A 26,459-nucleotide genomic window follows, 5' to 3' on the forward strand; every position below is an offset into this window, starting at 1 on the left:
AAAGCGCAGATCCGGCCTTCTGCAGAAGGCCGGATCTGCGCTTGATGCCACTTCAACCGCAGCGCAATGACAAGGGGGTCAGTTCCTCACTTCGCCAAAGGGGTCAAATCCTCGCTTCGCTTGACAGGTGTCGGCAGGGTTTAACAGGCCGTCGGCCGCTTCTGTATTGGCTTTCAATATTAGACGTAAGTCCCGGTTATTGGGGCGCTCGTGACTCCTGGCTGGGACAATGCCGTCCGCCAGCGGCAGGGAACCGCCCTGGGCCATTCGCCGATCCGCGGAAGGCTAAGGCTTACGGTCGCGCGCGCGCTTGCGAGACAAAATAAGCGATGCTGGGCGAGCTTAGAGCCTCTCATCCACCAGTTCGGGTCTCGGGTCGCAGATCTCGCTCGACAACAGATTTCTATATCCTCTTGATGAGGGGAAATAATGACAAAAATATTTAGCTATGAAACCTTTGATCCTGAAACTGGGCGCCTCGTAGTTGCCCCGATCAAGCGAACTAGAGAGGCTATTCTTTTCATTGGAGGCTGCCTTATCAAGGAGACTGCGGAGGTTGTGGCAGATGAGTGGCTATGTAGACGAGGCGACAGCCTCCCATGTCGTATTTCCGATGTCATGATCAATATGCTTGTGCGATCGGCCGTATCGGCAGACGTCAAGCCTTGACGCTTTCGCCAAGCACAAGATGCTTCTTCGGTCCGAGCAAAACGGACAATTGCCGCTTCGTGAGGTAAAGCCGCCCCCTCGTCGACTGTTTCCCCCCATGTTCTCAATGTGTCAGTGTTTTTAAAGCTGGGTATTATCTGCCGCAACCAACCCGCCTCGGTGCCGAACATGCAATCGGCCAGGATGAGAATGATATCTCACGAATACATCGGCAGGAAAGCCCAAGTCTGAGAGGGCGCTGCTCAGGGGGGTAGACGATCGGCAGACAAGCTGCGAACAGTAGTAGGGAAGAGTTGCCGCGCGACATATGCCAACGGATAAGCCTCCTAGGAGTCCGTGGAGGCGGCCGCGAGCGCCAATCGGGCCAGCGCCGGAAGCGACTTCGAACCCGTCTTCCTCATGATTGAGGCGCGATGGTTCTCGACGGTGCGCTGACTGATGCCGAGGTCTGCCGCAATGTTCTTGCTGGGTTGGCCGGAGAGAACCAGATCCATGATCTGTCGCTGCCGTTTGGTCAGTGTGGCGATATGGGCTGCCGCGCCTTCCCGCCAGGCGGACAAGGTGCTGGCATCGCGCGATCGTTCAAGAGCCCGTTTGACACTAGTGAGCAGTTCGCTGGGGCCGAACGGTTTTTCGATGAAATCCAAGGCGCCGGCCTTCATGGCCTGAACAGCCATGCGCACATCGCTGTTGCCAGTGATCATGATGGCCGGCAGCCGATGGATTGCATGATTCAGATGCCGTAACAATTCGAGCCCGCTCATGCCAGGGAGATACGCATCGACTAGAAGGCAGGCTTCGCGGCCCGGATGGTAAATCTCAAGAAATGCCTCGCCCGTCGCGAATGCCTCCACGACATAGCCGTCTTCCTTAAGCATCCTGCAGATTGCGTCGCGGATATAGCTGTCGTCGTCGACGACAAAGATGACCGGACCAACAGTTCTGGCCGCCTCAGCATTGTCGGGCGCGCGTGAAGGGTTGGACGTCAATGCCCGCGATGCATGAAGAAGATGTTGGACGGCCTGCACCAGTTCCTTTGGCTGCACCGGTTTATTGAGTTGGAAACAATCATGGTTGGCAATATCGCGCAGTGTTGCTGTGGATATGTCACCGGTCAGGATAATGGCCTGGATATTCCGTCGAAGCTGAGTCCGCAGCTTCGACGTAACCCCGAGCCCGTCCAAATCATTTGGCAGGTTGTAATCCGCTAGGACGAGGTCCGGCCGGATCCTTTCTCGTGCGATCAGGCCGAGGGCTTCGAGCCCGTCCGCCGCCGTTGCCGTTTGGTGGCCTTCACCCGCGAGAAGAAGGTCCAGGAGATCGCGTATCTCAGGATCGTCTTCGATGATCAGAATGGCGCCCGTGCAATGGGGAGCCGCGACCTTGCCTTCGGCTTGGGGTGGCTGCAGGTTTTGAACCGGGCGCGCTACTGGCTTTGCCCGGAGCATGACGTCAACGGCGAAGACGGACCCTTTGCCCGGACGCGAGCGGACATGCACCCGATGATCGAGCAACTCGCCGAGATGTCGAACGACAGACAGGCCCAGCCCCAGGCCGCGGTTGCGCTCGCGTGCGGCATTGTCGAGCTGATGATACTCGTCGAATATCGCCTGCAGTTCTTCGTTGGGAATTCCGACGCCGGTATCCCAGATCTCGATGCTCAGCTTGTCCTGCTGACGGCGGCAGCCGAGTAGCACTCTGCCACGCCTGGTATATTTCAATGCGTTCGATAGCAGGTTGCGGATCATCTGCTCGAGCAGACGCGGGTCACTATAGATGGAAAGGCCACAGGGAATGACACGCAGGACGAGGTTTTGTGCTTGCGCATGATAGCTGAACTCGTCCTTCAAGCGCACAAGTAGATCTGCGACCGGAAAACTCGCCATCTCGGCATGAACGGTGCCTGCTTCGAGCTGATTGATGTCGAGTAGGGAATTCAGCATGCCCGACATCGCAATGGTCGTATCATCGAGCCGCGCGGCCAGCACCAATGCTTCTTTCTTCCTGTCCTCCCTGATGCTTTTTTCCAGAATGCTCCGCATAAGGCTGAGCGCCTGAAGAGGTTGGCGGAGGTCATGGCTTGCAGCAGCGAGAAAGCGCGATTTGGCGACATTGGCGCGCTGTGCCTCCCGCCTGGCCGTTTCCAGCGCGTCCGTCACGTGCCTGCGTTCAGTAATGTCGGCAAAGGTGATGACGACGCCCTCGACACCGTTGTCCTGGGTGCGATAGGGCAAGATACGCCGAAGGTACCAGCTACCGTTACGCGCTTTGATTTCCCGCTCGATGGGATGAAGAGTGTCCAGCACCGTTCGCGCATCCGCAAGAAGCGAGCCGTCGACGGCAAGCGAACTCAAATCGGCGAGCGGCCGGCCGACATCGGTCGGAATGACACTGAAGAGCGCTTTGGTTGCCGGCGTGAAGAAGCGGATGTTGAGCTTGGTGTCGAGAAAGAGTGTCGCGACATCGGTGCTGTATAGAACATTCTGTAAATCGTTGTATGTCGTGCGCTGACGTTCCAGTGTTTCCTGGAGCTGACTGTTGAGGGCGGTCAGTTCCTCGTTGAGCGACTGCAGTTCTTCCTTAGACGTTACCAGCTCCTCGTTGGTCGACTGGTATTCTTCGTTAACGGAGAGGGCTTCCTCGTTGATGATCCTTTGTTCCTCGCTCGAAGTCTCCAGATTGCGGATGGCGGAGCTCAGCTCAGTCCTCGTCGCTTCCAGTTCTTCTTCGAGTTCGGCGATCCGAGGCGCGTCATGGGACGCATTCCCGCGCCTTTGCCTTCGGGCAGAAGCCGGTTCGTCGATAAAGCAGATCAGCAAGAGATCCTCGCCCCCGCTCTGAACCGGTTGCACGACGATACGGAACGATCCCCCGTCGTCGCGGTTCGAACGAACACCGGCGACGACAGTCCGTACATTCTCCTGGCTGGCGCGTTGGATGGCCGATCGAAGTTTGATGCGTATGTTTTGCCGGGCCATGGCCAGCAGGTCGCGTGTGGGGGACCCCGCCGGCACATGCAGATAGCGATCGGTCTGCCCCAGATAATAGAGGCACTCATGCTCCCGGTTGATCAGGATGGCCGCAGGCGCGTAGGTCTCCAGCACCATCCGCCGGCAAAGTTCGGCAAGGGCGGCTTGTCTAGAGGGCGCGCTGTTTTGCCCCGTGCGCGCCGGTACCCGCAAGCTATCGCCAGCGTTCAGCGCAAAGTCGAGGTCTCCCGCCCGAGTGCGACCGATACGGCGATAGATGCGCTCTGGCTTGGAGATCATCTCGAAACGATCGGCGGCGTTGAGCATGGTCTCCGAGTTGCCGAGAAGGAGAAACCCGCCCTCCCGTAGCGCGAAATGGAAAAGCGCGATGACTTTTTCCTGCGCTTCCGGAAGCAAATAGATCAGAAGATTGCGGCATGAGACCAGGTCGAGGCGGGAGAAGGGGGGATCGGCCAGAACATCCTGCACCGTGAAGACCACCATTGCGCGCAACTCGGGCAAAACCCTGTAACCTTGCTCTTCCTTCACAAAAAAGCGCGCCAGCCGTTTCGGTGAAACATCCGTCTCGATCGTCGTTGGGTAAAGGCCTTCGCGTGCGCTCGCGACGGCGTCCGGGTCTACGTCGGAGGCGAAGACCTGCAATTTGAGGTTGGGCGTTGCAGCCGCGATTTCTTCGCGAAAGAGCATCGCCAAGGAATAAGTCTCCTCGCCGCTGCTGCAGCCGGCGATCCAGATCCGTAGCGGCCGATCGGGTGGATGGTTGCGGACGAGGTTCGGAATGATCTTCTTAGCCAGAAAATCGAATACTTGTCGGTCGCGAAAGAAGCTGGTGACGTTGATGAGAAGATCCTTGGCAAGCAGATCCAGTTCGCCCGCATCGTTGTTCAGCAGATCGAGATAGCGCTCCATGCCTTCGGGCTCGATCGCAGCCATTGCCATGCGCCGTTGGATCCGGCGCTGCAGCGTTCCCGATTTGTAGAGCCTGAAATCGTGGGCGGTCCTGGTGCGAAGAAGTTCGAGGATTTGGGATAGCCCCTTTTTGGGTGAGCCCTCCAGGCCCAAATTGCTTTTTGTGCCTGGAAGGGCCATACGCCGATCATATCGGGCCAGCGCGTCGGGCATCTCGGCAACAGGGAGCACGAGGTCCACCGAATCTGTCAGGATTGCATTGCGCGGCATACCGTCATAACCGGCCTCATTCGGATCTTGGGCGATGACGAGACCGCCTTCGTGCTTCACGGCCTTCAGCCCGAGGCTGCCGTCGGCTCCGGTTCCCGACAGGATCACGCAGACGGCGCGATCGCCATATCCCTCTGCCAGCGAATGCAGCAGAAAGTCGAAGGGCAGGCGCGCGCCGTGGCGGGCCTGGGGTTCCGAAAGGCGAAGAGCGCCGTTGGTGACCGAGAGGTAGGTGCCGGGCGGAATGACATAGAGGTGATCGGGCTCAAGCCGCATGCCGTCCTCAGCCTGTCCGACGACCATGGAGGTGTGGCCCGCCAGCAGGTCCGCCATCATGCTGTGATGCGTGGGATCGAGATGCTGTATCAGGATGAAAGCCATGCCATTATTCGCAGGCAGGGCCTTCATGAGACCGGCTGCAGCATCCAGCCCGCCGGCCGAGGCACCGATCCCGACAACCAAAAAATCGTCGTTCCCGCTCGGAGGACCTCGCTTTGGCAGCGAGCGCTGCCTGGATTGGCGAACTGCCCGCTGGTCCCGGGGTAGGTCATGTGTCGGCATGGCGCTTTTGCTTTCGCGAGGTCCTCCACAAATCCGGTGGCGCGTCATGTTATCACGAAATCCTGGTGGCGACGCCGGTTGTCGCAATGACCGCTTGGACGCCGGCCTGAGTAGATTCCGAGCCTGTAATTGCTCCTGCCGGCGACATACGCTGGATAATTGCAGGCTCGTGCCGTCGAAGAACAAATAGGCACCTGTACGCCTTCACACCGCGGGCAACGCGGTGCATGGGATTATCGTCATGAAGATCCATCTGACGGGCGCTGCCGCCTTGTGCGGTGCACTGGCCCTACTCGTACCTGCCGCTCACGCGGGCATGCTCAAGGCCAAAAATGACATGACGCTCTATGTCTTTGATAAAGACAAGGCAGGGGTCTCGAGCTGTTATGACGATTGTGCCAAGAACTGGCCGCCCTATTTGGGTAAAACGAGCGAGAAGATGACGAAAGATTGGACCTTGGCCAAGCGCAAGGACGGCCAAATGCAATGGTCGTATGACGGCAAGCCTTTGTATTTCTATAAGGAAGACAAGAAAGCGGGCGATAAAGCCGGCGACGGTAAGGGCGGCATTTGGCACGTCGTGGCGGAATAATCGCGCGTCGCAGGCCAGGCTGGAGAAACAGTAGGCAAGGCTACGAAGTGCTCAGTTTTGAAGAGATCCCAGATATGATCAATCGTGGATCCTGCTGAGAAGGCCCGCGCGCCGGGAAAGCTCCCTTCGCATTCAAATGACGCACCTGTGTTGATATTGCGTCCAGGAAGCAAGGTAAAAGGCATGTATTCTCAAGCCCTTCCAGGGCGCGCCCGGCCCTGAATCCGTCAAAGCATAGGGCCGGCTTGGAGGCGCGGATTTGAGTAGTTTCCGAACCTACCGCCTCGTAAAGGCTGACGCATAGGATAGCAGGACCGGTAGGTCGCCTGCTGTGATTGCTGGCCCGTGTGAGAGTTCGAGCTAGGCATTCACGAGAAGTCCGACGGAGACGGAGGCCATGAATACTTCGCCGATGATAGATAAACATTTCAATAAAACAGTATCTTCGCCGGAAATCCGAGACGAGGGCAATTCGGCTTCTGGCTCGTCCCAGGATCAGAGCTTGGATGCTGTGTCGAAAAACCACCCCAAAACCAGTGTTGCCGTCATCGATGGGAATACTCTTTTCCGCGATTGTTTGGCGCATTGCCTCGCAGTTGGCGATACGGACTTGATGCTTACTAGCTATCGGGATGTGGAGCATTGGCATGGGATAGCTCCCAACGTTCCGGTCGGGATTGTTCTCCTATGTGCCACGGGGCTTGAGCCGACCAGAGTTGCGATTCGCCGCAATGTGGCCTTTGTCATTCGAGCTGCCTTTGCAGCACAAGTCATTGTCGTGTCCGACAGGGAGGAAGCGCTTGAAATTGTTGAAGCGCTGGAACAGGGGGCAAAAGGCTATATATCCATGAGCGCAAATCTCGACGTGGCTATCGCAGCCATTCGTCTGGTACGCGCAGGAGGAATCTTTGTTCCGGCCGGTAGCCTTACGGCGTTCCGGTCTGCTGCTGCGTCGGTTTCAGATCCGAGGGCGCGCGACGATCAGGACCAGAATCTCTTCACCGATAGGCAGCTCGACGTCATTCGCCTGTTGCGCCAGGGAGAGGCAAACAAGCGGATTGCGTACAGTCTCAATGTGGGCGAGTGCACGGTCAAGGTGCATGTCCGCAATATCATGCAAAAGATCAAGGCCCGCAATCGTACCGAAATCGCATTTCTCACAAAGGGGCTATTCCCGCAGTCGGAACTAAATTGATCCGAGGATAGGAGTTCATAGGGAGGGGAGTTCGGTAGGTGAGGCCGATTTCCTGCGCCCTGAGTAGTTTCCGAGGCTACTCTGTCGGATGGCTGCCAGCTACAACTGAGGTTCGGATTGCCCGCGTGGAACGCAGATGCAGCGAACGGCTGTGGCCGTTGCGTGAAGTGTCCACCGTCTATTTATTTGAGAATTCGGATGTTGGACGACAAAGACATCGATGCCCTCACCCAGGCTCCGCGATCCTGGAATTTCATCCTGAGCCAATATCGTGAGCCGGCAACCTCACGCAGTGTCTTCGAGGTGTTGGTCACAGCCATTCCATTCATCGGCCTGTGGGGGCTCATGTGGCTAGCGCTCGGCGTCGGCTATTGGCTGTGTCTTCTTCTGGCTATACCGACTGCCGGATTCCTCGTACGCCTCTTCATGATCCAACATGATTGCGGACATGGAGCGTTCTTTCGCCGGCGCGCGACAAATGACTGGCTCGGCCGGGTGATCGGTGTGGTGACACTGACGCCTTATGGCTTTTGGCGCAGGGCCCACGCGACGCATCACGCAGCCGTGGGCAATCTCGAGCATCGAGGCGTGGGAGATATCTTCACCCTCACAACCACTGAATATCTTGCCCTGAACCCTTACAGCAAGCTCGGCTATCGCCTGTATCGAAATCCGATCGTCTTGTTTGGCTTCATGCCGGCCTATCTGTTTTTGCTGCATCAGCGGCTGCCATTCGGTTTCATGCGTGCCGGATGGCAGCCCTGGTTCAGCACGATGGGAACAAATGCAGCAATCGCAACACTGGTCGTTACGATGCTATGGCTCGTGGGGATCAAGTCATTTCTTCTCGTGGAAGGCCCGGTGATGTTGATCGCCGCCTCGATCGGGGTCTGGTTCTTCTATGTGCAGCACCAATTCGAGGATACGCAATGGGCACATGACGGTGACTGGAATGTGCAGGAGGCAGCGCTTCATGGAAGTTCCTATTATGAACTTCCACCTCCCTTGGCGTGGTTCACTGGTAATATAGGTGTGCATCACGTACATCATTTATGCAGTCGTGTTCCGTTTTACCGCCTTCCGCAGGTTTTGATCGATCATCCAGCATTGGCAACCGTCGGCAGGCTTACGCTGGTCCAAAGCCTGCACTGTGCCGGCCTGGCTTTGTGGGACGAAAACCAGGGAAAACTCATTTCGTTTCGTGAATTGCGCAGGCGTCGCCTGAGCGCAGCCACCGCTGCGTCGCACCGCCATAATATCAGCCTCTGACCTCAAACCGGTTGCTCGCGGGCCCTGCAGCGCCAGGCGCCTCATCAGCAGATGGGGACAAGGAAACGGAGGCCGGGCATGAAAATTGCGCCAGCAAGTCCAGATGCCAACCACCGGTTGGGCGGGGTCGCCTACGCCGCAGCCCCTTCGCAAACCGCGGCCCGAACTCGGCGACCCGACGACGGATAGTTTTGTCGGAGATGTCGATCTCTCGCTCCGCCAGAAGGTCCTCAATATCGCGGTAGCTCCAGGAGAAGCGAAGGTACCCGCAGATGGCATGCCGAACGACCCCGGGCAGGATGCGAGGGCGGGCGTAGGAAATGGATGTCGTCCCCGCCCTTAACCCAGCCCGGACGTCTCCGTGACGGTGCCTTTTCCCTATCTGCAGCTATAGCCGCCATCGATTGGAAGGGAGACACCGGTGATCATCGATGCCGCATCGCTCAGCAGGAACACGATGGGAGCGGCAATTTCGTCCTCCGTTGCCCAACGGCCTAGTGGCATGTTCTTCAAGAAAGGCTCGGCAACGTGGGGCTGGCTCCAATGTCCGGATGATATCGGCGTCATGACCACCGTTGGGTTCACGCTGTTGACGCGAATGTTGTATTTGCCGAGCTCAAGTGCCGAGACACGCGTGATGTTGTCGAGTGCGGCTTTGGACGACCCATAGGAGATGTGACCGTCGAGAGCCACCAGGGCAGCCTGACTGGAAACGTTGACGATGGCGCCGCCCTCGCCAAGCCGAACCATCGACTGGGTGGCGTATTTGGTGACGATCAGTGCACCGCGGGCATTGATGCTGATCACCTTGTCGAAGATCGCGATATCGGTATCCATCGGGGTGGCGATCTCTCCGCCAAAGCCGCCGCAATTGACGACCCCCCATAGATCGAGCCCTTCCAGGGCGCCGCGGATCTCTTGCTCCGATGCAAGATCGAACGCCAGGGTGCGGCAGCCTGTTTCCTTCGCAATCGCGTCCAGCGCGCTTTGCGAACGTCCGCTCGCGATGACCTTGGCATTGGCCTTGACGAGATGGCGCACGGTGGCTCCCCCGATCCCGCCGCTACCACCCGTGACCAAGATAGTGCGCCCGTTGAAGTCGGTCATTTGTCGTCTCCTTTGCAAGTTTTTGTGGTGCCCGAGGCATTTGCGCTGCCTCGGCGGCGGCACGAAGCCGGTTCGTCAGTTTGCCTGTGACACGCGCAGGCCAGCGGCGTTGAACAAGTGGCAGGCCTCCGCAGGGAAGGACAAAGCAATCCTATCCCCCGCTCGGGCGCGGCGGCCCGCACTGTCGCGGATAACCAGGGCTTCGTCGTTGCAACGCAGATGAATAAAGGTGTCGCTGCCCAACATCTCGACCATGTGGGCTTGGCCGATATAATCAGCGGCCCCCCCGTCAAGGGAGTAGGACACGTGCTCGGGCCTGATGCCCAAAGTCACCAGATCGCCAGGCTTCAAGCCTGCGATCGGGGGAACGGGCACATGGGCCCCGATCTCCAGCGCAATGGATATTTGCCCGTCGGCAAGGGCTTCGGCCCTGCCTTTCAGGAGGTTCATGGCCGGTGAGCCGATGAAACCGGCAACGAAGAGATTGGCCGGCCTTTCATAGAGCTCCAGCGGCGGGCCGACCTGCTCGATGCGGCCCGCATTCATCACCACGATGCGGTCGGCCAGCGTCATGGCCTCGACCTGGTCATGGGTGACGTAAATCATGGTCGATGCAAGTTCGGCCTTGAGGCGGGCGATCTCGAGCCGCATGCCGACACGCAAAGCCGCATCGAGGTTCGACAAGGGTTCATCCAGAAGGAATAGCCTGGGCTTGCGTGTAATCGCTCGCCCAATCGCAACGCGCTGGCGTTGCCCGCCGGAAAGCTCCCGAGGCCTGCGACGAAGATAGCTGGACAGGCGCAGTTTGGCCGCCACCTTGCCAACCCGGTCCGAGATCTCGCTACGCGGTGTGCGGGCTATTTCCAACCCAAAGCCTATGTTCCGCCTGACATCCATGTGCGGGTAGAGTGCGTAGGATTGGAAGACCATCGCCACGCCGCGCTCCGTCGGCTCGGCCGCACTCATATCGGCACCGTCGATGAGGATACGGCCCGATGAAATCGGCTCGAGCCCGGCGATGATCCGCAACAGGGTGGACTTCCCGCAGCCCGAGGGCCCAACGAGCACGCAAAACTCTCCATCGGGTATGGTCAGCGAGAGTTCCGGTATGACCGAGTAGCTTCCGTACCGCTTGGTGATGTTGTCGATCGACAGCGTGGCCATATCTCAGCCTTTCACCGCACCAGCCAGCAGACCTCGAACGAAGGCTCGCTGCACCAGCACATAGAGGAGGATCAGGGGAAGTGCGATCAGAGTCAGGATCGCGAACAAAGCGCCTGGATTGGCCATGTAGAGGCCGGAATATTGCATCGGAACGATGGTAAGCGTTTTCATCTCGGCCTTGGTCAATACGATCAGCGCCAGGAAGAATTCGTTCCAGGTCACGATGAATTGCCAGATCGTCACGAAGACCAGGGCCGGTCGCACCAATGGCAGCGCCACGTGCCAATAGGTCTGCCAGGGGGTGCACCCGTCAACACGTGCTGCTTCGAAGAGCTCCTGCGGAGAGTCCTCCATGAAAGCCTTGAGGATCACCATGGCGAAGGGCACGCCAAGCGCGGCATAGGGCATGATCAGCCCGATATAGGTGTTGATCCAGCCGAAATTCTTGAGAAGGATCGCAAGCGGGAGCACCAGCGAGGCGAGCGGCACCATCAGCGTGGTCAAAAGGGCGGTATAGATAAAGAGTGTTCCCCTCAGGCGCAGTACAGCGCAGGCGAAAGCAAAGAGCGAGGAAACCGCGACGACGATCGCCACAGTCGCAACCGTGACGATAAGGCTGTTCAAGAAGATCCTGCTGAGAGGATTGTCCCTTATTACCGTCACGAAATTGTCGAAGGTGACGGGCCAGGTGACAAGAGAAGCGTCGAAGGCCTGTGCCGGGGTCCGCAGGCCGATCGAGAGCATATAGATCTGCGGCACCATCCAAAGCGCCAGCACGATGAACAGCACGAAGTGAACGGCAAAAGAGTGGATCTGGCTTCGGGTGAGGCTTGTCACGGTCGCTCCTTCGAGGCAGGCGCGAGGCGGGTGCCGAGTAGAACGATCTGGACCAGCGAAAGCGCCAGGGCGAGCAGCAAGACGATAACCGAGAGTGCCGCTCCGCCTCCGCCATCGTTGAGGATGAAGCTCTGTTTGAAAATGTAGGTGCCGAATACCTCGCTGGCATGGTTGGGCCCGCCGCCGGTCATCAGATGGACGATCGGAAATGTCTGCAGCGTACCGATGATGCCGAGCAACAGCAGCGACTTGGTCGCCGGAGCAAGCATCGGTATCACGACATTCACAGCCAGGCGCCAGCCAGTCGCGCCGTCGATACGGGCCGCATCGAGTATCTCGCTCGGCATGTTCGCAATGCCCGCGATATACATCAGCATCGAAAACCCGGTCCACTGCCAGATATTCACGATGATGAGGGCATATATTGCCGTCTTGGCATCGCCGATGGGCGAGGTCGACATCGTGATCCCGACATGCCTCAGATATTCTTGGGCGATGCCATAGTAAGGCGCGTAGATCTGGACCCATACGAGGCTGACGACGGAAACCGATGTCACCACCGGCAGGAAGAACATCGTGCGGAAAAAGCCGCGCAGACGATGTGTATGCCGTTCGATGAAATAGGCGAGCAGGCCGCCAATCAACATCTGTACCGGGATGGTGATCATCGCCCAAAGCGTCATGTTGCGGACGACCAACCAGAATGTCGGGTCGCGGAATACGGCGATGTAGTTCGCCAATGCGCTCAACGAGACTGCGCCAGCCGCATCCTTGACATAAACACTTTGGCCCAGAACCCAGAGAATGGGATAAGCGATGAAGACGACGAACAGCGCTACCGCCGGGACCACGAAGCTGTAGAGGCGCAGCAATTTCGTTGAAGAGGAGGGCTTCGTCGTCGCGATCGCATGTCCCGTCATCCCGGTTCTTGCTGCCATGTTTTCATCTCCGGGAAGGACCGGGCGCGCCGCACCCGACCCCTGGGCTGTTCAGCTTGATGGTCACTTGCCGAGAGCTTTGTCCGTCGCAGCTTGTACGGAGGCCAATGCCGCCTCTGGCTGAACACTTCCATCTGCGACGCCAGCGAGCGCGTTGTCCAACGCCTCGGCAACGGCGGGCGAGGCAAATCGCTGGTTCTCGGCCTTTGGCAGGTCGGCCATGAACCGAGCCGACATTTGCTTGACGTGATCGGTGATGTCGCCCTTGGGCTCATGCCCCTCGAAAGCCGGCAGATCGTTGAGGTCGTTCAACGCCGCCTGCAAGCCGACGCCGTTGGTCAACTCGGAGAGGAAGGTCCAGGCCTCGGGATTCTTCGCGCCGTTCTTCGTCAGGCCATAGCCGATGTCGATGCCGCCCACCGGCGGGCTTGCGGATCCGCCGTCTCTGACAGGCGGAAGATAGAAATAGTCGAAGCCATCCATGTTCTGGACGAATTCGGAAAGCGGCGGTGGAAATTTACTTTCCTGCATCCACCACGAACCCAGTGCCATCATGCCTACGCGACCCTGCGCGAACAATTGAGCGCCGGTGGGATAGGCATGCGCGCCCAGGGCGCCCTGCTGGAAGATCCCGTCGTCGAACAAGCCCTTCCAGGCCTTCATTGCAGAGATCAGTTCGGGGGTCGACCAGGGGATCTGGCCAGCCTGAGCCTTGTCGACGATTCCTGGCGAGAATTGGTTGGCGAGCATCAGAAATACGTTCTCGTTCTGCCAGCCGTCAGCGGCCCCTTGGAACATCGGAATATAGCCACCATCGGTGAGAGCCTTGGAAGCCACCTTCAAATCGGCATATGTCTTGGGTACGGCGATGTTCAATTTTTCAAAGAGTTTTCTGTTATACCAAATGCAAAGAACCTGCGATTCCTGCGGAACAATATAATTATTGTTGTCTCCGGCCGGGTTTCCCATCTGCATCTGCTTGCGGTTGACGACGAAAATCTTGTCTTTCCAGCCGTCGCCCCACGTCTTCGCGGCGAGCTGGTCGATCGGAACCAGATTGTCACGATATTGTTGGGTCAGGGAGCCCGGCTGCAGGCCGATGACATCGGGTAGACTGTTCGAGGCGGCAGCCGCTTTAAGCGCTGTGATGTATTCTGGCGAGTAATTATAGTAGGTATAGGTTACCTTGATATCCGGATGCGCCTTTTCGAAGGCATCGATGGACTTTTGCATGGTGCTCTGGATGAACCAGGACCACACCGTGACTTCCTTTTGCTGCGCAAATGCTGACACGGTCGACAAGGCGAACACAAGCAAGCTTGTGCCAAGAAAGGCTCTGCGTCGCATAACGTTTCCTCCTCATGGATATTTTTATGTTTAGGCGCGCGCACGGTGCCGTAACTGCTTGTGGTCCTTCCTCGCTATGTGCGCATTGAAACGAGGCAGCGAAGACGTTGCGGCTGAGAGACCGGCGTGATGTCGACGATGTCTCGCCGATCGATCTCTATGACCTGTTTGATGAGCCTCAGACGATTGCGTCGGGGTAGCGGCTTGGAGGGCCAGTCGAAGCCAGCGTCAGTTAGATCGGCCCCGACATCGCTATCCGCGTTGGCGCTGAAAATGAACTCAGAGCGCTCATCGCGGCCAGTGCGACTATGTGCCGGTTTCTGATCAAGTCTGGCTGACACCGGGTGATCCTCGTTGACGGCACCGCTCTGGTTCGCTTGCCATAAAAGCAAAATTCCAAACTCTGTCAATCTCTATCTAATTAGCGCAGCCAAATTGGGAGAGCCTCCATGTCCAAGCTCTCGATGCACCGCGATATCTTCGATATTTTTGGCTATTTATGTCAAAGTCGAGTGAATTGGCTGGTGATCTATCCTCCTTCGGGACTGGGTCGGGTATGGACGCCATCTCCGTTTTTGGTTTCATATTTTCTCCCCATCTTCGGAGACCATGATCAAATGACGAGAGAGGAGCATGAGAATCAATGTGAGTGATGCAGATCGTCACGGTTCCGGCAGCGATGGTGTCGTCATCAGCAAGACTTCGATTGCTTACTTGATCGATAATGGTAGAAATTGAAGGATTAGGCGCAATGATCGGATCGGATCGGATCGGATCGGATCTGGTCTGGTCGTGGATTGCGGGTACACGATCTGTTAGTGGCAGCGGGAAGCGGCAGGGACAACCAAGGTAGGGCCATGGAATCGGCGACCAAACGAGTAGACATGGTTCCCGCGAAGCGCAGGGCGATCATCCTGGAGCATCTGCGGGCGAATGGCGCAGCCAGCGTCCAAGAGCTGGCTGATGCGACAGGCGGGTCTCAATCCACCGCGCGGCGCGATCTCGAATACCTGATGGAAAAGGGCTATCTTGAGAGAACCCATGGCGGTGCACATCTGGTTCAGCCTGCACGAGCGACCTTTGAGCGCGAGAATTCGCTCAACGCTCAACTGCAGCGCGCCGAGAAGTTGGCGATCGGACGGGAGGCTGCATCACGACTGAGCGCTGGGCACAGCGTCATTTTGGACAGTTCCTCGACCGTCATGGAGGCTGTGCGGGCTGCGGCCGAGCGAGATCTTCCCCTGACGATCGTGACGAACAGCCTCGAAATCGCAGATTTCGCCGCCGACATCAGGTCCTGGCGGACGATCATGCCCGGCGGAAGCATCCGGGCCGGTTATAGGCATCTTGCTGGAGAACCTGGAGAGAGCTTCATTCGCACGTTGCATGCCGATCTTTGTTTAATGGGGGCTTCGGCTGTTACCGGCACCCTCCTGACCGAGGCGTCGCTGGAAGTGGCCTCGCTGAAGCGCGCCATGATTGCATCGGCGGGACGCAAGATCCTGCTCGTCGACAGCTCCAAATTTACCTCGCCGAGTTTTTGTACCCTTTGCGAGGTTTCGGAGATCGACGAAATCATTACCGACGACGCGGTTGCCGATGAAGCCCTTGCACCTCTGCGCGCAGCTGAGAAACCTGTGACAGCGGTGCCGGTGCAGCGCGTGGAAGGCAGGCCCTTTCGTCGCGCAGGTGGCGTGCTTGGCCAAGCGATTGCGTCGCAAACCTTTCGATAGAGGGCGTCTGAGAAGAGGCTTCCTCTGTTTTCTGGACATCACATCGTGTTCAAAGGCTTCCATTTCGACCAATCGTCATGCCCCTTGCTTGCGTTGGTCCCCGCTTGCAGTTTGAGCCAGACCTGTCTTCCAGGAGTTGTGACATGACGACCCGCGCCCCTGCGGCCCATCTGCCGACAATCGATTTCTCACGCTTCCACGGCGCTCCGCCCGAACGAGATGCCTTCATCAAGGAATTGACAGGCGTTCTGCATGAGCACGGCTTCTTCTACATGACCGGTCATGGCGTGCCCCAGAGCCTGATCGACGATGTGCTGGCTGCCTCAAAGCGTTTCTTCGCACTGCCTGAAGACGAGAAGCTGAAGATCGAGATGGTGAGGTCGCCGCACTTCCGCGGCTATAACCGAGCCGGCTACGAGCGCACGCGAGGCGAGCGGGATTGGCGCGAACAGCTCGACATCAACACCGAAGGCGAACCTGTCGAAGCGGGTCCCGACACGCCGTGGAACAGGCTTTATGGCCCGAACCAGTGGCCGGAAGCCCAGCCGGAGCTGAAGCCGCTGCTGTTGCGCTATCAGGCAGAAGTCACGCGCATCGGCATCGATGTGCTGAAGGCGATGGCGCTTGCGCTCGGCCAGGCTGAAAACGCCTTTGCCGAGATCTACGAGCCCTCGCCGTCGCAGCTTCTCAAGATCATCCGTTACCCGGGTCGCGAGGCTGCCGGCAGCGACCAGGGGGTCGGCGCGCACAAGGATGGCGGCTTCGTCACCGTCCTGCTGCAGGATACGACGCCGGGCCTGCGGATCCGCACGGAAGAAGGCGCCTGGATCGATGCACCGCCCGTACCCGGTACCTTCGTTATCAACAGCGGTGAACTTCTGGAAATGGCGACGAACGGCTTCGTGCGCGCCGACGTTCATGATGTCGTTACACCGCCGAGCGGCACGGAACGCTTTTCGGTCGCCTTCTTCCTCGGTGCCCGCTATCACGCCCGGATACCGGTGATCCCGCTGCCGGACGCGCTTCGGGGCAGCGAGCGCGGCGTGACGGTCGATCCGCTCAATCCGATCTTCCGGGAGGTGGGCATCAATCATCTCAAGAGCCGCCTGCGCTCTCATCCGGACGTTGCCGCCAAACATCATCCGGATCTGCTCCATCTGCTGGAGAAGACGGCGACCGCCTGATCCGCATGCCTCACACGCGGGACGACCCCGACTTTTGTGCTGCCCCCCGACAGCCGTCTCCAACGCGGCGACGGCCCGGTGTCCATCCATTCGCCGCGTATCTTCACATACTCGCTCAAGAACAAGCTTCTGATCCTGCTGCCGGTCTCACTTGCGCTTAGCCTTTTTGCGCCGCAGACGATTATGCCCTTGCGGATGCTCGGGGCTTGACCGGCAAGAGCCCGCCATTTCTCTGAGGTTTTGGTGAGCGGCGGTAGGGAGGAAGCCATCTCGGGCGCTTCATGGAATAAAAGCAGTCGCCGGACGGCGGTTGGCGCGAAATGGCAAGACGGGTGGTCTGCCTATGCTCGAAAAGGGCCGAACAAAGTTCGTCTGCTGATCAGACCTTGACGGGTTGGACAGCGTTTGAGATGCCCCGCGCCGCGCCCTGTGGAATGGCACCACATCGTTACTCTGCGCGGTCTTGAATGAAGAGGTTTGTTTATGTTCCGCCTGGTTGGGATCGGTCTCGCCTTTGCTTCAGTTGCGCTGACCAGTGGAGCATTTGCCCAGACGGCAAGCAGTAAAATGCCGGTCACCATGGACAATTTCCTCCGCGCTGAGACCGACCATTACCTCGCGATGAATGCAAAGGTCATAGGCGGACTGGGCAAGTTTCAGCACTCCCGAGAGCCCGCGTCGATCGACAATCAAACGGTCATTCGCATGAACCGCGACACGCTCTATTCGTTTGCGGTGTTTGATCTCGCCGGCGGCCCGGTAACACTCTCGCTGCCTGACGCGGGCAAGCGCTATATGTCGATGATGGTGGTCGACCAGGACCACTACCTGCCGATCGTCGCCTACGGCACGAAGCCAGTGACGCTGACGCAGAAATCGGTTGGCACCCGATATGCCTTCGTGGCTGTCCGGACTCTGGTCGATCCCAACGATCCGAAGGATCTCGACGAGGTCCACAGGCTTCAGGATGCGATCAAGGTCAACCAGAACGAGGCAGGCAGGCTCGATCTTCCAAACTGGGACGAAGGCAATCTCACGGATATTCGCAATGCACTGCTTGCCTTGGCAAAATATCAGACGTCTTTTCGGGGCGCCTTTGGAGCTCGCGGCAGTGTCGATCCGATCCAGCACCTGATTGGCACAGCCGCCGGATGGGGCGGTATTCCAGACAGGGACGCCATCTATGTGAGCTTCACTCCCGCGAAAAACGATGGCCAAACAGTCCACACCCTCAGCGTGCCGGCGAATGTGCCGGTGAAGGATTTCTGGTCGGTCAGCGTCTACAACCCAAAGGGCTTCTTCGAGAAGAACGCCTACAACGCCTATTCGGTCAATAGCATTACCGCCAAGAAGAATGCGGACGGATCGACGACAATCCAGTTCGGCGGCTGTGACGGCAAAATCCCGAACTGCCTGCCGATCGTCGAGGGTTGGAACTACACCACGCGGCTTTATCGTCCGGAGCAATCCATTGTCAGCGGGAAGTGGAAGGTTCCGGAGGCGAGCCCGTTAAACTGAGTCCTCAAGGGATTATTCTGCGAGGAAGGAGAAGGCGGTTGGCTTTGTCGCAGCGGCGATATGCAGTCACGACAAGGCCAGCTAGCACCGGCTCAAGCCGCCAAAGTCTCCAATTGCCCGGCCAATGACGGCGCCGGATCATAGGCATTGCCTCGCCTGTCGTTTGCGCATCATGTGAACCATCTCGAAGCTGGAGCGGATCGTCTCCGCGCGTGGGGCGTGATCTACATCCGAGTGCGGGTCGGAAACCCTGCTTGATCCGACGATGGTCGACCGCACAGCAGGATCACCGAGCGATCAAAGTGATGCCCTGAAAACATTGAAGGGCACCCCTGAAATCGAATGCCCCTCATGCACCAACAACCATTGACGATGAGTTTGCGATAAAGCCGTCATTCGTGTGGTTTTCCGCCAGCTGGAGCTCGCTCTTCTTGCGAGCCCATGACGTTCGGTGTCGAACGGACGCGAAGGAGTACGGCTCACCCGGCCGGAATCGGCTTACTATTCGGACAAGGCCGTAGCCTCGGCCGCACAGTCCGCTGTCGGAACAGCGTGCTTGGCCTTCGCCGCTTCCACTTCCGCTTTTGCCGCCTTGAGGTCGGCCAGGAAGGCCGCATTGGTCTGCAACCGCGCAACGGTCGCCGCACCCATGATGCGCCCCGCATCGACATCGCTCTGCCAGTGAGCGTCGCAGATCACGCGGCTCTGTCCGAAGGCGATGCCGCGCTTGAGCAACTCGTTGGAACGTTCGGGATTGATCTGCGCGAAGATGAGGGCCCAGCCCCAACCGGCCGCCGTATGACCTGACGGATAGGAGCCGTCTGTGCGCAGAATAGCTTCCTGATCCGCCCTGCATGTCGCCTCGTTGTGAACGACGAAGGGGCGGACGCGATTGTACTTGTTCTTCACGCCATAGGTCGACAGTCCGAGATCGGACAACATCTTCTGCATCATCGCATAGAGCCGCGGGGTTTGTTTCTCATCGATCTTGATTCCCATCGCGCAGGAAAAATTGTCGGCCGCCTGCGGGAAAGCGAGATCGGCGTCGGTATAGGCGAGCTTCCAGCGCGCGGTGTCTCGCATGGGGATCGTCGCTTTGCGCGCCTCTTCGTCCCTGGCCAGCGCTGCCGAATCCTTCTCGGGTGGCGGCCCCAGAAGGAGCAGGCTGTTGGGCAGGTCGGATTTCTTCAGATAGCCCGGCGCGATCTTGAAATGCGGATCGGTGACATTGGGCTGGGCCTCGCTTGATTGCGCGAAGGCCTGCCCGCAGAGCGCGAGCAGCGCAAGCGCGGAAATACTTGCCGCCCGAACCGCATTCCCAGTCATAAACATTTCCATTCCTTTTAACATCGTCGATATAATAGACTGATCGATCAAAATCGGTATGTTACCGCCAAGGCCGGACCGTGCTGTGTCACATTGTACGAAAAGCCGCCATTGCGATAATCGACATGGATCGCTCGATAGCCCGCTTTCAACGTCAAGCTCTCGCTCCAGGCGTAGTTGACGCTGCCCAATGCCTGCCAGGTGAACTTGGCGCCGATATCGAAACCGCCGATATCGCCTGCTGCCGTCAAGCTCCACGGGCCGCTGAGCTTGATCCCGAGCCGGGCACCGACGATGGGGTCTGCCCACATCTCGGAGTCGCGATGATCGATACGAAGATTGGCCAGGCCCGGCAGGATCTCCAGCTTGTTGTTCAGGTTCCAGAACCGCACGCCGCCGCCCACATCCAGTGAAACGGTCGGGCCGTCATAGACCCGATGAAGAATGGAGCCCTGTACGGTCGTGGTTTGGGAACGCAGCTTCACCGAGGAAAAGAAGGGGCCTGGCAGCGCGCCCGCAGAGGTGACCTGGGAAAATTGCCCATCGACCAGAAAACCCCAGCGGCCGATACGCATCTCCAGGGAGGCCATCATCGCGCCGTTGAGCTCTTTGAGCACATCGCGAAAGCTCAAATTGATGGCGGCGGCAGGAAGCGGGGGGAATGTTGCACTCTTTCCGTCGATCGCGGTCGCCCAGATATAGCTGGTGATGAAAAAGCTCGGGCCCGATGCGATGAAGGGCTGGTGCGGCGAGGGAGGCTGTGAGAAATCGGATGCCCAAGCTGGCGTTGCCAATGATGCCGAAATCACCCCGATAGCGAGATAGCGCACTGTTTTCCCTTGGCATTTCACCGTCGTCGACACGCTCCCGAGAGCAGGGACCGCCGCACGAAGGACGGCATGGCCGACGTTCCGGACCGACAGATGGACCTTGTTCAGGTCATTTCGGACATTGGCCGATCGCTGGTCTTGCCATTTCGCGCCAATCGCCAAAGCGTTTTGCGATTGGAAGCAAGCGCCAGGATTCGTAAAGACGCGTCGAAACGCGTTTTGCTCTAGGGTATATTCTTTGTTCGCGCCGATAGCGAATCTCACGAAACTCTGCCTAATTAGAAGTATCAATCTACCATTGCGGCGAGATCCGATGGCGAACATCCCTTTGACGCGCTGCCAGTTTCTTCTGCCCTTCATCGGAATTCTTGACGATATTGGTGCACCGACCAGTTCGCTTCTGGAAAAATTCCGACTGCCGTCGTCTCTGGAGGACAAGAGCGATCTCTATATCCCGTTGCTCCCGACACTCCGTTTTGCGGAAACCGCGCAAAGAAGCCAGGGTATCGAAGATTTAGGCTTTCTGGCCACGCAGCGGATCAGCTACTCCCACATGAGGGGAAAAACCCGGACCCTGATCGCTCACTCCCCCACGCTGCTTGTGGCGCTGCGGCACGCTTGCAGATGGGCGTCGCGAGAGGATACGGTTCTGAGTATGTGGCTCGAGCATGATGACGATCACGTGCGGATTTGCAGCAGGCTCGCCAGGACGAATGGATTCTTGCATCTGGAGCACGCACAGTGGATCCAGAATATTTTCGCCATACATATCGTCCGGCAATTCGCGGGGCTCGACTGGATGCCGGCAACGATCGCCTTCGAAGCGCGCTACACGCCGGGGCCGGCGACACAGGCTTTCTGGCCAAATGTGCGCTTTCTGTCAGGCCAGCCTGCCGCCTGGATCAGCCTGCCGATCTCGTATCTCAGTCTTTCCCGGCGTCCGACCGAATTAGGTCTTCCGCCGGACGATAACGAGGACGGTCCTGCTGCCTATGATATCGTCGAACTCCTCAAGCTGATGTTGCCCGCCTATCTCGACGAGGGAATTCCGGCTCTTGCTAATGTTGCGGAGATGGCAGGCGTCAGCGCGCGAACCTTTCAACGTAAGCTCTCTCATCTCGGACTTGCATATTCGGATATACTCGACGCCGTCAGATACGAGAACGCCAGTAAGCTTTTGCGCGATACTGAATCCAAGATCATCGATGTTTCATTTTCTTCCGGTTATACGGATCCCGCACACTTCAGCCGCGCCTTCCGCCGAATTTCTGGCCTTACACCACGTCAGTTTCGTGAGCAGTCGCGGTTGCGATAATCGCGTTTCGGCTCGCCTTGATGGTCCGGCACACGCTGCGGCTGGAACCTCCAATGTCGTACTCCTCTACTACCCGTGATGCGAAGACCTGGCCTATAAGGTGACGCTGGTGGGGCGGCCGGAAAAAGAATATGCTCGTTTCAGAGCATGAAATGCCGCCGTTCTGGCCAATGAAATCTGGGAGGGATTCGTGGTCGAGATCATTTCCAAGCGGGATGGTCCGCGCCGGGAGGATGCCGCGTTTCGCAGGCTTCTTTCGGAAAATCGGGCTACCATCACGCGTCTTGCCGATCAGTTCAGCGGCGGCGCTTACTCCGCGGGCAGGGCAGCCAAGCCGAAACCTCAGCCGAGAGGGCTCATCTTCCACGATATGAGCGGGGCTGCTGCTGCCCAGGAGGCCCTCGCGCGGGTGCGGGTCAGTCTCAATGGCCGTGTCATCATCGTGGATGAAAACACCAGCCGCCAGCTCCATCATCTCGGCCAGATCACGGCGCGTGACGGGAACGAGATCTTCGTGCTGGCGACCAGTGAGAATGGTTTTTTTGCGCCTCTCGAGGAGCAGATCGCCGTCCTCATTGCCGATCTCGACAACCGGATATTGTCCGGCAATCATTCCGAAGACTGGCTTGTTGCCGAAATCGGCCACCGGCTGGAGCTCGAATGAGCTCCGGAGCCTCGCTCTTGCCTTGTCTGCCTGATAGGGCGGAGACAGCGTGCTCTTGATGTTCGTTTGGCCACGGCATGGCGGCGTCCTTCGAACTTCGCAAGAAGGGCGCCGTCCGATTGGAACTCACATGAACTAGAGGTGCTACTCGAGAAAGCAATGTGAAGCACGCATGACACGCGATATCGATCTGGACGACATCCGCACCAGCGTTGCCCAACCCGGTCGGCAGGCACAAAACCTGTCCGTGGCGAACCACGACTATGACGAACGACGGACCATGCGAGCCTGGGAGAACCTGCTCTCCGGTGCCTCGGATCAGGATCGTGCGCGTTCGCCGGTCCGTTCCCTCATTCACGACTCCTGGCATCGTTGCGCGACGGGCGGCATCGACGCTCAACAGAATGAGGCTCCCCTGAGGGGAGGGCGCGATGAGGTCGAGCATCTGGCCTATCTCAATCGGGAACTCCTGGAAGCGGCGCGCCGATCCTTCTTCACGATCGGCCGGTTGCTTGAAGGCACCGGCGCCATGCTGGTTCTCGCTGACGGCGAGGGCACCCTCATCGACACTGTCGGCGACGAGCGCACCTTGCGCGATGGCATGGACATCCATTTGGCGATTGGTGGCAAATGGACCGAGGATGTCGTGGGCACCAACGGCATCGGTACGGCGCTCTGGGCTGGTGAACCCGTCTTCGTGCATGCGGCCGAGCATTTCTGCGCGGGCATCAAGGCGTGGACCTGTGCCGGTGCACCGGTGCGCGATCCCTTCGACGGGCGCATCATCGGCGTGGTCGATCTGTCCGGCCATCCCGATATCTTCAGGCCCCACAACACCGCCCTGGTCGCAGCGGCCGCGCGGGAAATCGAAAAGGCCCTGGCCGACCAGCAGAGCGAGGAGCGCACGCGCCTGCTCGAAGCCTTCATCACCTCGGCGCCGCGCTATCGCCGTTCCGACGGATTGATGATTGTCGACCGCCATGGCCGGGTGATCTACAAGGCCAATCTGCCCAGGCCGATCGAGGGCGGCATCCTCGCCTCCTTCTCGGGAGCCCAGGCCAGGAGACTTGTCGAATTGACGGCTGCCGACAGACTGGAGAGGGTGGTCAGCCAACTGCCGCAGGAATTCCAGACCTGTCATGTCAATCGGCTCGAGCTGGATGGAGATCTACGCGGTGCGGCGCTGGTGTTTCCGCCCGTTTCGGCGCCGAGCCTGGTGTCGGCCGTCAATCCGGCATCCACGCGCCTCAACGAGGCGAGAGCTGCCATCGTCGGCGACAGCCCGGCCTTGCGGGCAGCCGTCGACATTGCCTGTCGGGTGTCCCAGTCCAGTGACGTCACCTCTTTGCTGATCGAAGGGGAGACCGGCGTCGGCAAGGAGCTGTTTGCCAGGCTCGTTCAGCAAGGCAGCCCATCGGGGGCGAACGCTCCGTTCGTTGCGGTCAATTGCGGGGCGATCACGCGCGAACTGTTCGGCAGCGAGCTGTTCGGGCATGCTCCCGGCGCCTTCACCGGCGCCAGCCGCGAGGGCAAGCCGGGTGTGTTCGAGCTTGCGAATGGCGGCGTGCTCAGCCTCGACGAAATCGGGGAAATGCCGCTGGATATCCAGCCTTTCCTGTTGCGTGTGCTCGAAGACCGCGTGGTGACGCGCATCGGCGACAGCCGGCGCCGGCCGATCGATGTCCGATTGGTGGCCTCGACCAATCGCGAGCTCAAGCAGGAGGTGGAGGCGGGGCGTTTTCGCAAGGATCTCTTCTACCGCATCAGCACGGTGTCGATCCGCGTACCGCCGCTGCGCGAGCGCGGGGAGGACATATTGTTGCTGCTCGACCACTTCAACCAGAAGATTGCTGCCCGCATGCAGATGGAGCCGTTGGTGTTTACGCCGCAGGTACTGGATCACCTTATGGCCTATCGCTGGCCGGGCAATGTGCGTGAGCTGCGCAATCTGGTCGAGAAGCTGCATGTGCTCAGCAATGGCGGCAATGTCGGCCTTTCCGACCTGCCAGCGGAAATCATCCGCTCCACATGCAGCGATGGCCACGCCCAGGCCTCATCGTTGCCGGTGGTTTCGGGAACGCTGGAAGAAGCCGAACGACAGGCGATCCGCCAGGTCCTGGCTGCCGAGGACGGCAATCTGAGCCGGGCAGCCCGCAGGCTCGGCGTCTCCCGTCCCACGCTTTACCGCAAGCTCGATCAATACGGCATCCGCCGCGGTTTTGTCTGAACTGTGCCGCCTGCGAGCAGGGGGCGAGCCGGCGCAAGGCCGTACTCGGCCTGCCCGGACAAGGCGCGTCGCCTTGTCCGGGGTCTCGATGTGAAAGGCCCTTGTATGGTTCGGCCTGGCAGCAGCGCCGCTCAGGCGCGTCCGAGTTTTTCGGCGCCGCCGCCGAGGGCCGGGCCCGCGGTGGGATCCTCGTCCTCGGCGAGATCGCCGACCAGGGTCTCTGTGGTGAGAATCAGCTTGGCGACCGAGGCCGCATTGCTCAGCGCGGCGCAGGTGACGCGAACGGGATCGATGATACCTGCCTCGTACATGTTCTGGTATTCGCCGAGCGCGGCGTTGTAGCCGAAGCCGCCATTGACGCTCGACACCTTCGCCACCACCGCCTCGGGATCGCCGCCGGCATTGGCGACGATACGCCAGAGCGGACGCGTCAGCACCGATTTCACCAGGCGAACGCCCGCCGCGACATCCCCGTCGAGCCGGGCAAGCAGGGGATCGAGCACCGGCCCGATCTGGGCGAGGGCGGCGCCCCCGCCGGCGACCACCCCTTCATCGAGCGCAGCCCGCACGGCCGAGAGCGAGTCTTCGATCAATTGGATGGTGCGCTTCTGCTCGACGGGCGTGACCCCGCCGGCATGGAGCACCGCCGTGCCGCCGGAGAGCTTGGCGAGGCGTTCGCGCAATTTGTCCTGCTCGATATTGGGCGGCGCGTTCTCGAACTGATGTTGGACCTGGGTGCGGCGTGCGGCGATCGCCGCCTTGTCGCCGGCGCCATGGATGATCGCCGTGTGGGTCGCGCTCGTGCGCACCCTTTCGGCGCCGCCCAGATCGGCTGCTTCGATCTGTTCGAGCCTACCGCCCAGGTCACGGGCAACGACGCGCCCACCGGTGATGATGGCCAGGTCCTCCAGCAGCGCCTTGCGCCAATGGCCGTATTCGGGCGGATGCACGATGAGATATTTGCCGGCGCCGTTGCGCCCGAGCAGTGTTACGATCACCTCGGGCGAGACTTCCTCGGCCACGATCAGCAGCGGCCTGCCGGCCTTGTCGGCGATCGCCCGCACTGCGTCGAGTGAAGTAGGGTCCTTGATCTTCAGGTCGGTCAACAGGATAAGCGGGCGCTCCAGCACCGCCTGCATCTTCTCCACATCGGTGACCATGTGATGGGAGATATAGCCGCGGTCGAAGGACATGCCCTCGACGACGTCGAGCGTGGTCTCGGTGGTGATGCTGAAATCGGTGGTGATGATGCCGTCGGCACCAACCTTCTCGAAGGCCTCGGCCACCAGGGCGCCGAGCCTGGCGTCGGTGGCTGCGATATTGGCGACGGCCGCCAGGGCGCCGTTTTCGCGAGCCGGGCGCGCGCTGGATCTCAGCGACGACACCACGGCGTCGACGGCAAGATCGATGCCCTTGACGAGGTCGACGGCCTTGGCACCTTGCTCGTTGGCTTCCACGCCTTTCTGGACCAGGGCATTGGCCAGGACGATGGCGGTGGTGGTGCCATCACCGGCGATCTCGTTGGTCTGCATCGAGACCTCGCGCACCACCTGCGCGCCCATATTCTCGAAGCGATCGTGCAATTCGATCTCCGAGGCAATGGAGACGCCGTCGCGCGTCACCATCGGCGTGCCGATCGGCCGGTCGATCATGGCATTCATGCCCTTGGGACCGAGAGTCGGTTCCACGGCGGCTGCGAGTTGGTGAACGCCGCGGGCGAGCGCCCGGCGGGCGTGCGAATTGTGAAGCATCAATTTGGGCATGGCTCCTCCTTCCACCCTCGCGGGTGGTTGTTGTTGACCTCGGGCGACGAG

Annotated in this window: 19 protein-coding genes; 10 read left to right on the forward strand and 9 right to left on the reverse strand. The window is 59.3% G+C overall.

The features are described from left to right. Positions 1-995: 995 nt before the first annotated feature. Complete coding sequence (locus ACZYTC_RS33760; protein ID WP_488991708.1) at positions 996-5,300, reverse strand: chemotaxis protein CheB; 4,305 nt, start codon at positions 5,298-5,300, stop codon at positions 996-998. A gap of 340 nt (positions 5,301-5,640) precedes the next feature. Between ACZYTC_RS33760 and ACZYTC_RS33765 the strand changes: the two genes are divergently transcribed. The 3 genes from ACZYTC_RS33765 (at position 5,641) to ACZYTC_RS33775 (ending at position 8,455) form a co-directional block, all read left to right on the forward strand. Further along, the gene (locus ACZYTC_RS33765; RefSeq protein ID WP_488991709.1) at positions 5,641-5,991 is read left to right on the forward strand and encodes a COG4315 family predicted lipoprotein; all 351 of its coding nucleotides are present in this window, start codon (positions 5,641-5,643) and stop codon (positions 5,989-5,991) included. Positions 5,992-6,388: 397 nt separating this feature from the next. Further along, the gene (locus ACZYTC_RS33770; protein WP_488991710.1) at positions 6,389-7,186 is read left to right on the forward strand and encodes a LuxR C-terminal-related transcriptional regulator; all 798 of its coding nucleotides are present in this window, start codon (positions 6,389-6,391) and stop codon (positions 7,184-7,186) included. 198 nt (positions 7,187-7,384) lie between these two features. Further along, on the forward strand, positions 7,385-8,455 hold the full coding sequence (locus ACZYTC_RS33775; protein ID WP_488991711.1) for a fatty acid desaturase: 1,071 nt from the start codon (positions 7,385-7,387) through the stop codon (positions 8,453-8,455). A gap of 378 nt (positions 8,456-8,833) precedes the next feature. On the opposite strand, the gene ACZYTC_RS33780 is transcribed toward ACZYTC_RS33775, so the two are convergent. From ACZYTC_RS33780 to ACZYTC_RS33800, 5 genes are all read right to left on the reverse strand, one after another. Then, positions 8,834-9,562 (reverse strand): SDR family oxidoreductase, encoded by a 729-nt coding sequence (locus tag ACZYTC_RS33780; protein WP_454817440.1) that lies wholly within the window; start codon positions 9,560-9,562, stop codon positions 8,834-8,836. 75 nt (positions 9,563-9,637) lie between these two features. After that, positions 9,638-10,726, reverse strand: a complete 1,089-nt coding sequence (locus tag ACZYTC_RS33785; RefSeq protein WP_488991712.1) for an ABC transporter ATP-binding protein — start codon at positions 10,724-10,726, stop codon at positions 9,638-9,640. 3 nt (positions 10,727-10,729) lie between these two features. Beyond that, positions 10,730-11,563 carry a carbohydrate ABC transporter permease gene (locus ACZYTC_RS33790; protein WP_441773576.1) on the reverse strand — a complete coding sequence of 278 codons (834 nt, stop codon included), beginning with the start codon at positions 11,561-11,563 and terminating at the stop codon, positions 10,730-10,732. After that, positions 11,560-12,501, reverse strand: coding sequence for a carbohydrate ABC transporter permease (locus tag ACZYTC_RS33795; RefSeq protein WP_434960400.1), 942 nt, complete (start codon positions 12,499-12,501; stop codon positions 11,560-11,562). Before ACZYTC_RS33795 ends, ACZYTC_RS33790 begins: the two co-directional genes overlap by 4 nt. A 63-nt stretch (positions 12,502-12,564) precedes the next feature. Further along, a complete protein-coding gene (locus tag ACZYTC_RS33800) occupies positions 12,565-13,848 on the reverse strand; it encodes an ABC transporter substrate-binding protein (RefSeq protein WP_488991713.1) in 1,284 nt (427 codons plus the stop codon). An 857-nt stretch (positions 13,849-14,705) separates the two neighbouring features. Between ACZYTC_RS33800 and ACZYTC_RS33805 the strand changes: the two genes are divergently transcribed. From ACZYTC_RS33805 to ACZYTC_RS33820, 4 genes are all read left to right on the forward strand, one after another. Then, a complete protein-coding gene (locus ACZYTC_RS33805; RefSeq protein ID WP_488991714.1) occupies positions 14,706-15,581 on the forward strand; it encodes a DeoR/GlpR family DNA-binding transcription regulator in 876 nt (291 codons plus the stop codon). A 143-nt stretch (positions 15,582-15,724) separates the two neighbouring features. Then, entirely contained in the window at positions 15,725-16,765 is a 1,041-nt protein-coding gene (locus tag ACZYTC_RS33810) for an isopenicillin N synthase family dioxygenase (RefSeq protein ID WP_488991715.1), read from the forward strand. Between the two features lie 78 nt (positions 16,766-16,843). Then, positions 16,844-16,975 (forward strand): DUF808 family protein, encoded by a 132-nt coding sequence (locus ACZYTC_RS33815; RefSeq protein WP_434960404.1) that lies wholly within the window; start codon positions 16,844-16,846, stop codon positions 16,973-16,975. A gap of 273 nt (positions 16,976-17,248) precedes the next feature. Then, a complete protein-coding gene (locus tag ACZYTC_RS33820; RefSeq protein WP_434960405.1) occupies positions 17,249-18,283 on the forward strand; it encodes a DUF1254 domain-containing protein in 1,035 nt (344 codons plus the stop codon). A 501-nt stretch (positions 18,284-18,784) separates the two neighbouring features. Here ACZYTC_RS33820 and ACZYTC_RS33825 read toward each other — a convergent pair. Continuing rightward, on the reverse strand, positions 18,785-19,609 hold the full coding sequence (locus ACZYTC_RS33825; RefSeq protein WP_434960406.1) for an acid phosphatase: 825 nt from the start codon (positions 19,607-19,609) through the stop codon (positions 18,785-18,787). Between the two features lie 47 nt (positions 19,610-19,656). Then, a complete protein-coding gene (locus ACZYTC_RS33830) occupies positions 19,657-20,703 on the reverse strand; it encodes a hypothetical protein (protein ID WP_488991716.1) in 1,047 nt (348 codons plus the stop codon). Between the two features lie 49 nt (positions 20,704-20,752). On the opposite strand from ACZYTC_RS33830, the gene ACZYTC_RS33835 reads away from it, so the two are divergent. The 3 genes from ACZYTC_RS33835 (at position 20,753) to ACZYTC_RS33845 (ending at position 24,645) form a co-directional block, all read left to right on the forward strand. Next, positions 20,753-21,754, forward strand: coding sequence for a helix-turn-helix transcriptional regulator (locus tag ACZYTC_RS33835; RefSeq protein ID WP_488991717.1), 1,002 nt, complete (start codon positions 20,753-20,755; stop codon positions 21,752-21,754). Positions 21,755-21,944: 190 nt separating this feature from the next. Further along, positions 21,945-22,418, forward strand: a complete 474-nt coding sequence (locus tag ACZYTC_RS33840) for a hypothetical protein (protein WP_434960409.1) — start codon at positions 21,945-21,947, stop codon at positions 22,416-22,418. Between the two features lie 172 nt (positions 22,419-22,590). Next, a complete protein-coding gene (locus ACZYTC_RS33845; RefSeq protein ID WP_434960410.1) occupies positions 22,591-24,645 on the forward strand; it encodes a sigma-54-dependent Fis family transcriptional regulator in 2,055 nt (684 codons plus the stop codon). Positions 24,646-24,776: 131 nt separating this feature from the next. Here the strand turns inward: ACZYTC_RS33845 and ACZYTC_RS33850 are convergent, their stop codons facing one another. Beyond that, on the reverse strand, positions 24,777-26,408 hold the full coding sequence (locus tag ACZYTC_RS33850) for a molecular chaperone GroEL (protein WP_441773586.1): 1,632 nt from the start codon (positions 26,406-26,408) through the stop codon (positions 24,777-24,779). Between the last annotated feature and the right edge of the window lie 51 nt (positions 26,409-26,459).

The organism is Labrys sp. F242, from assembly GCF_057813875.1.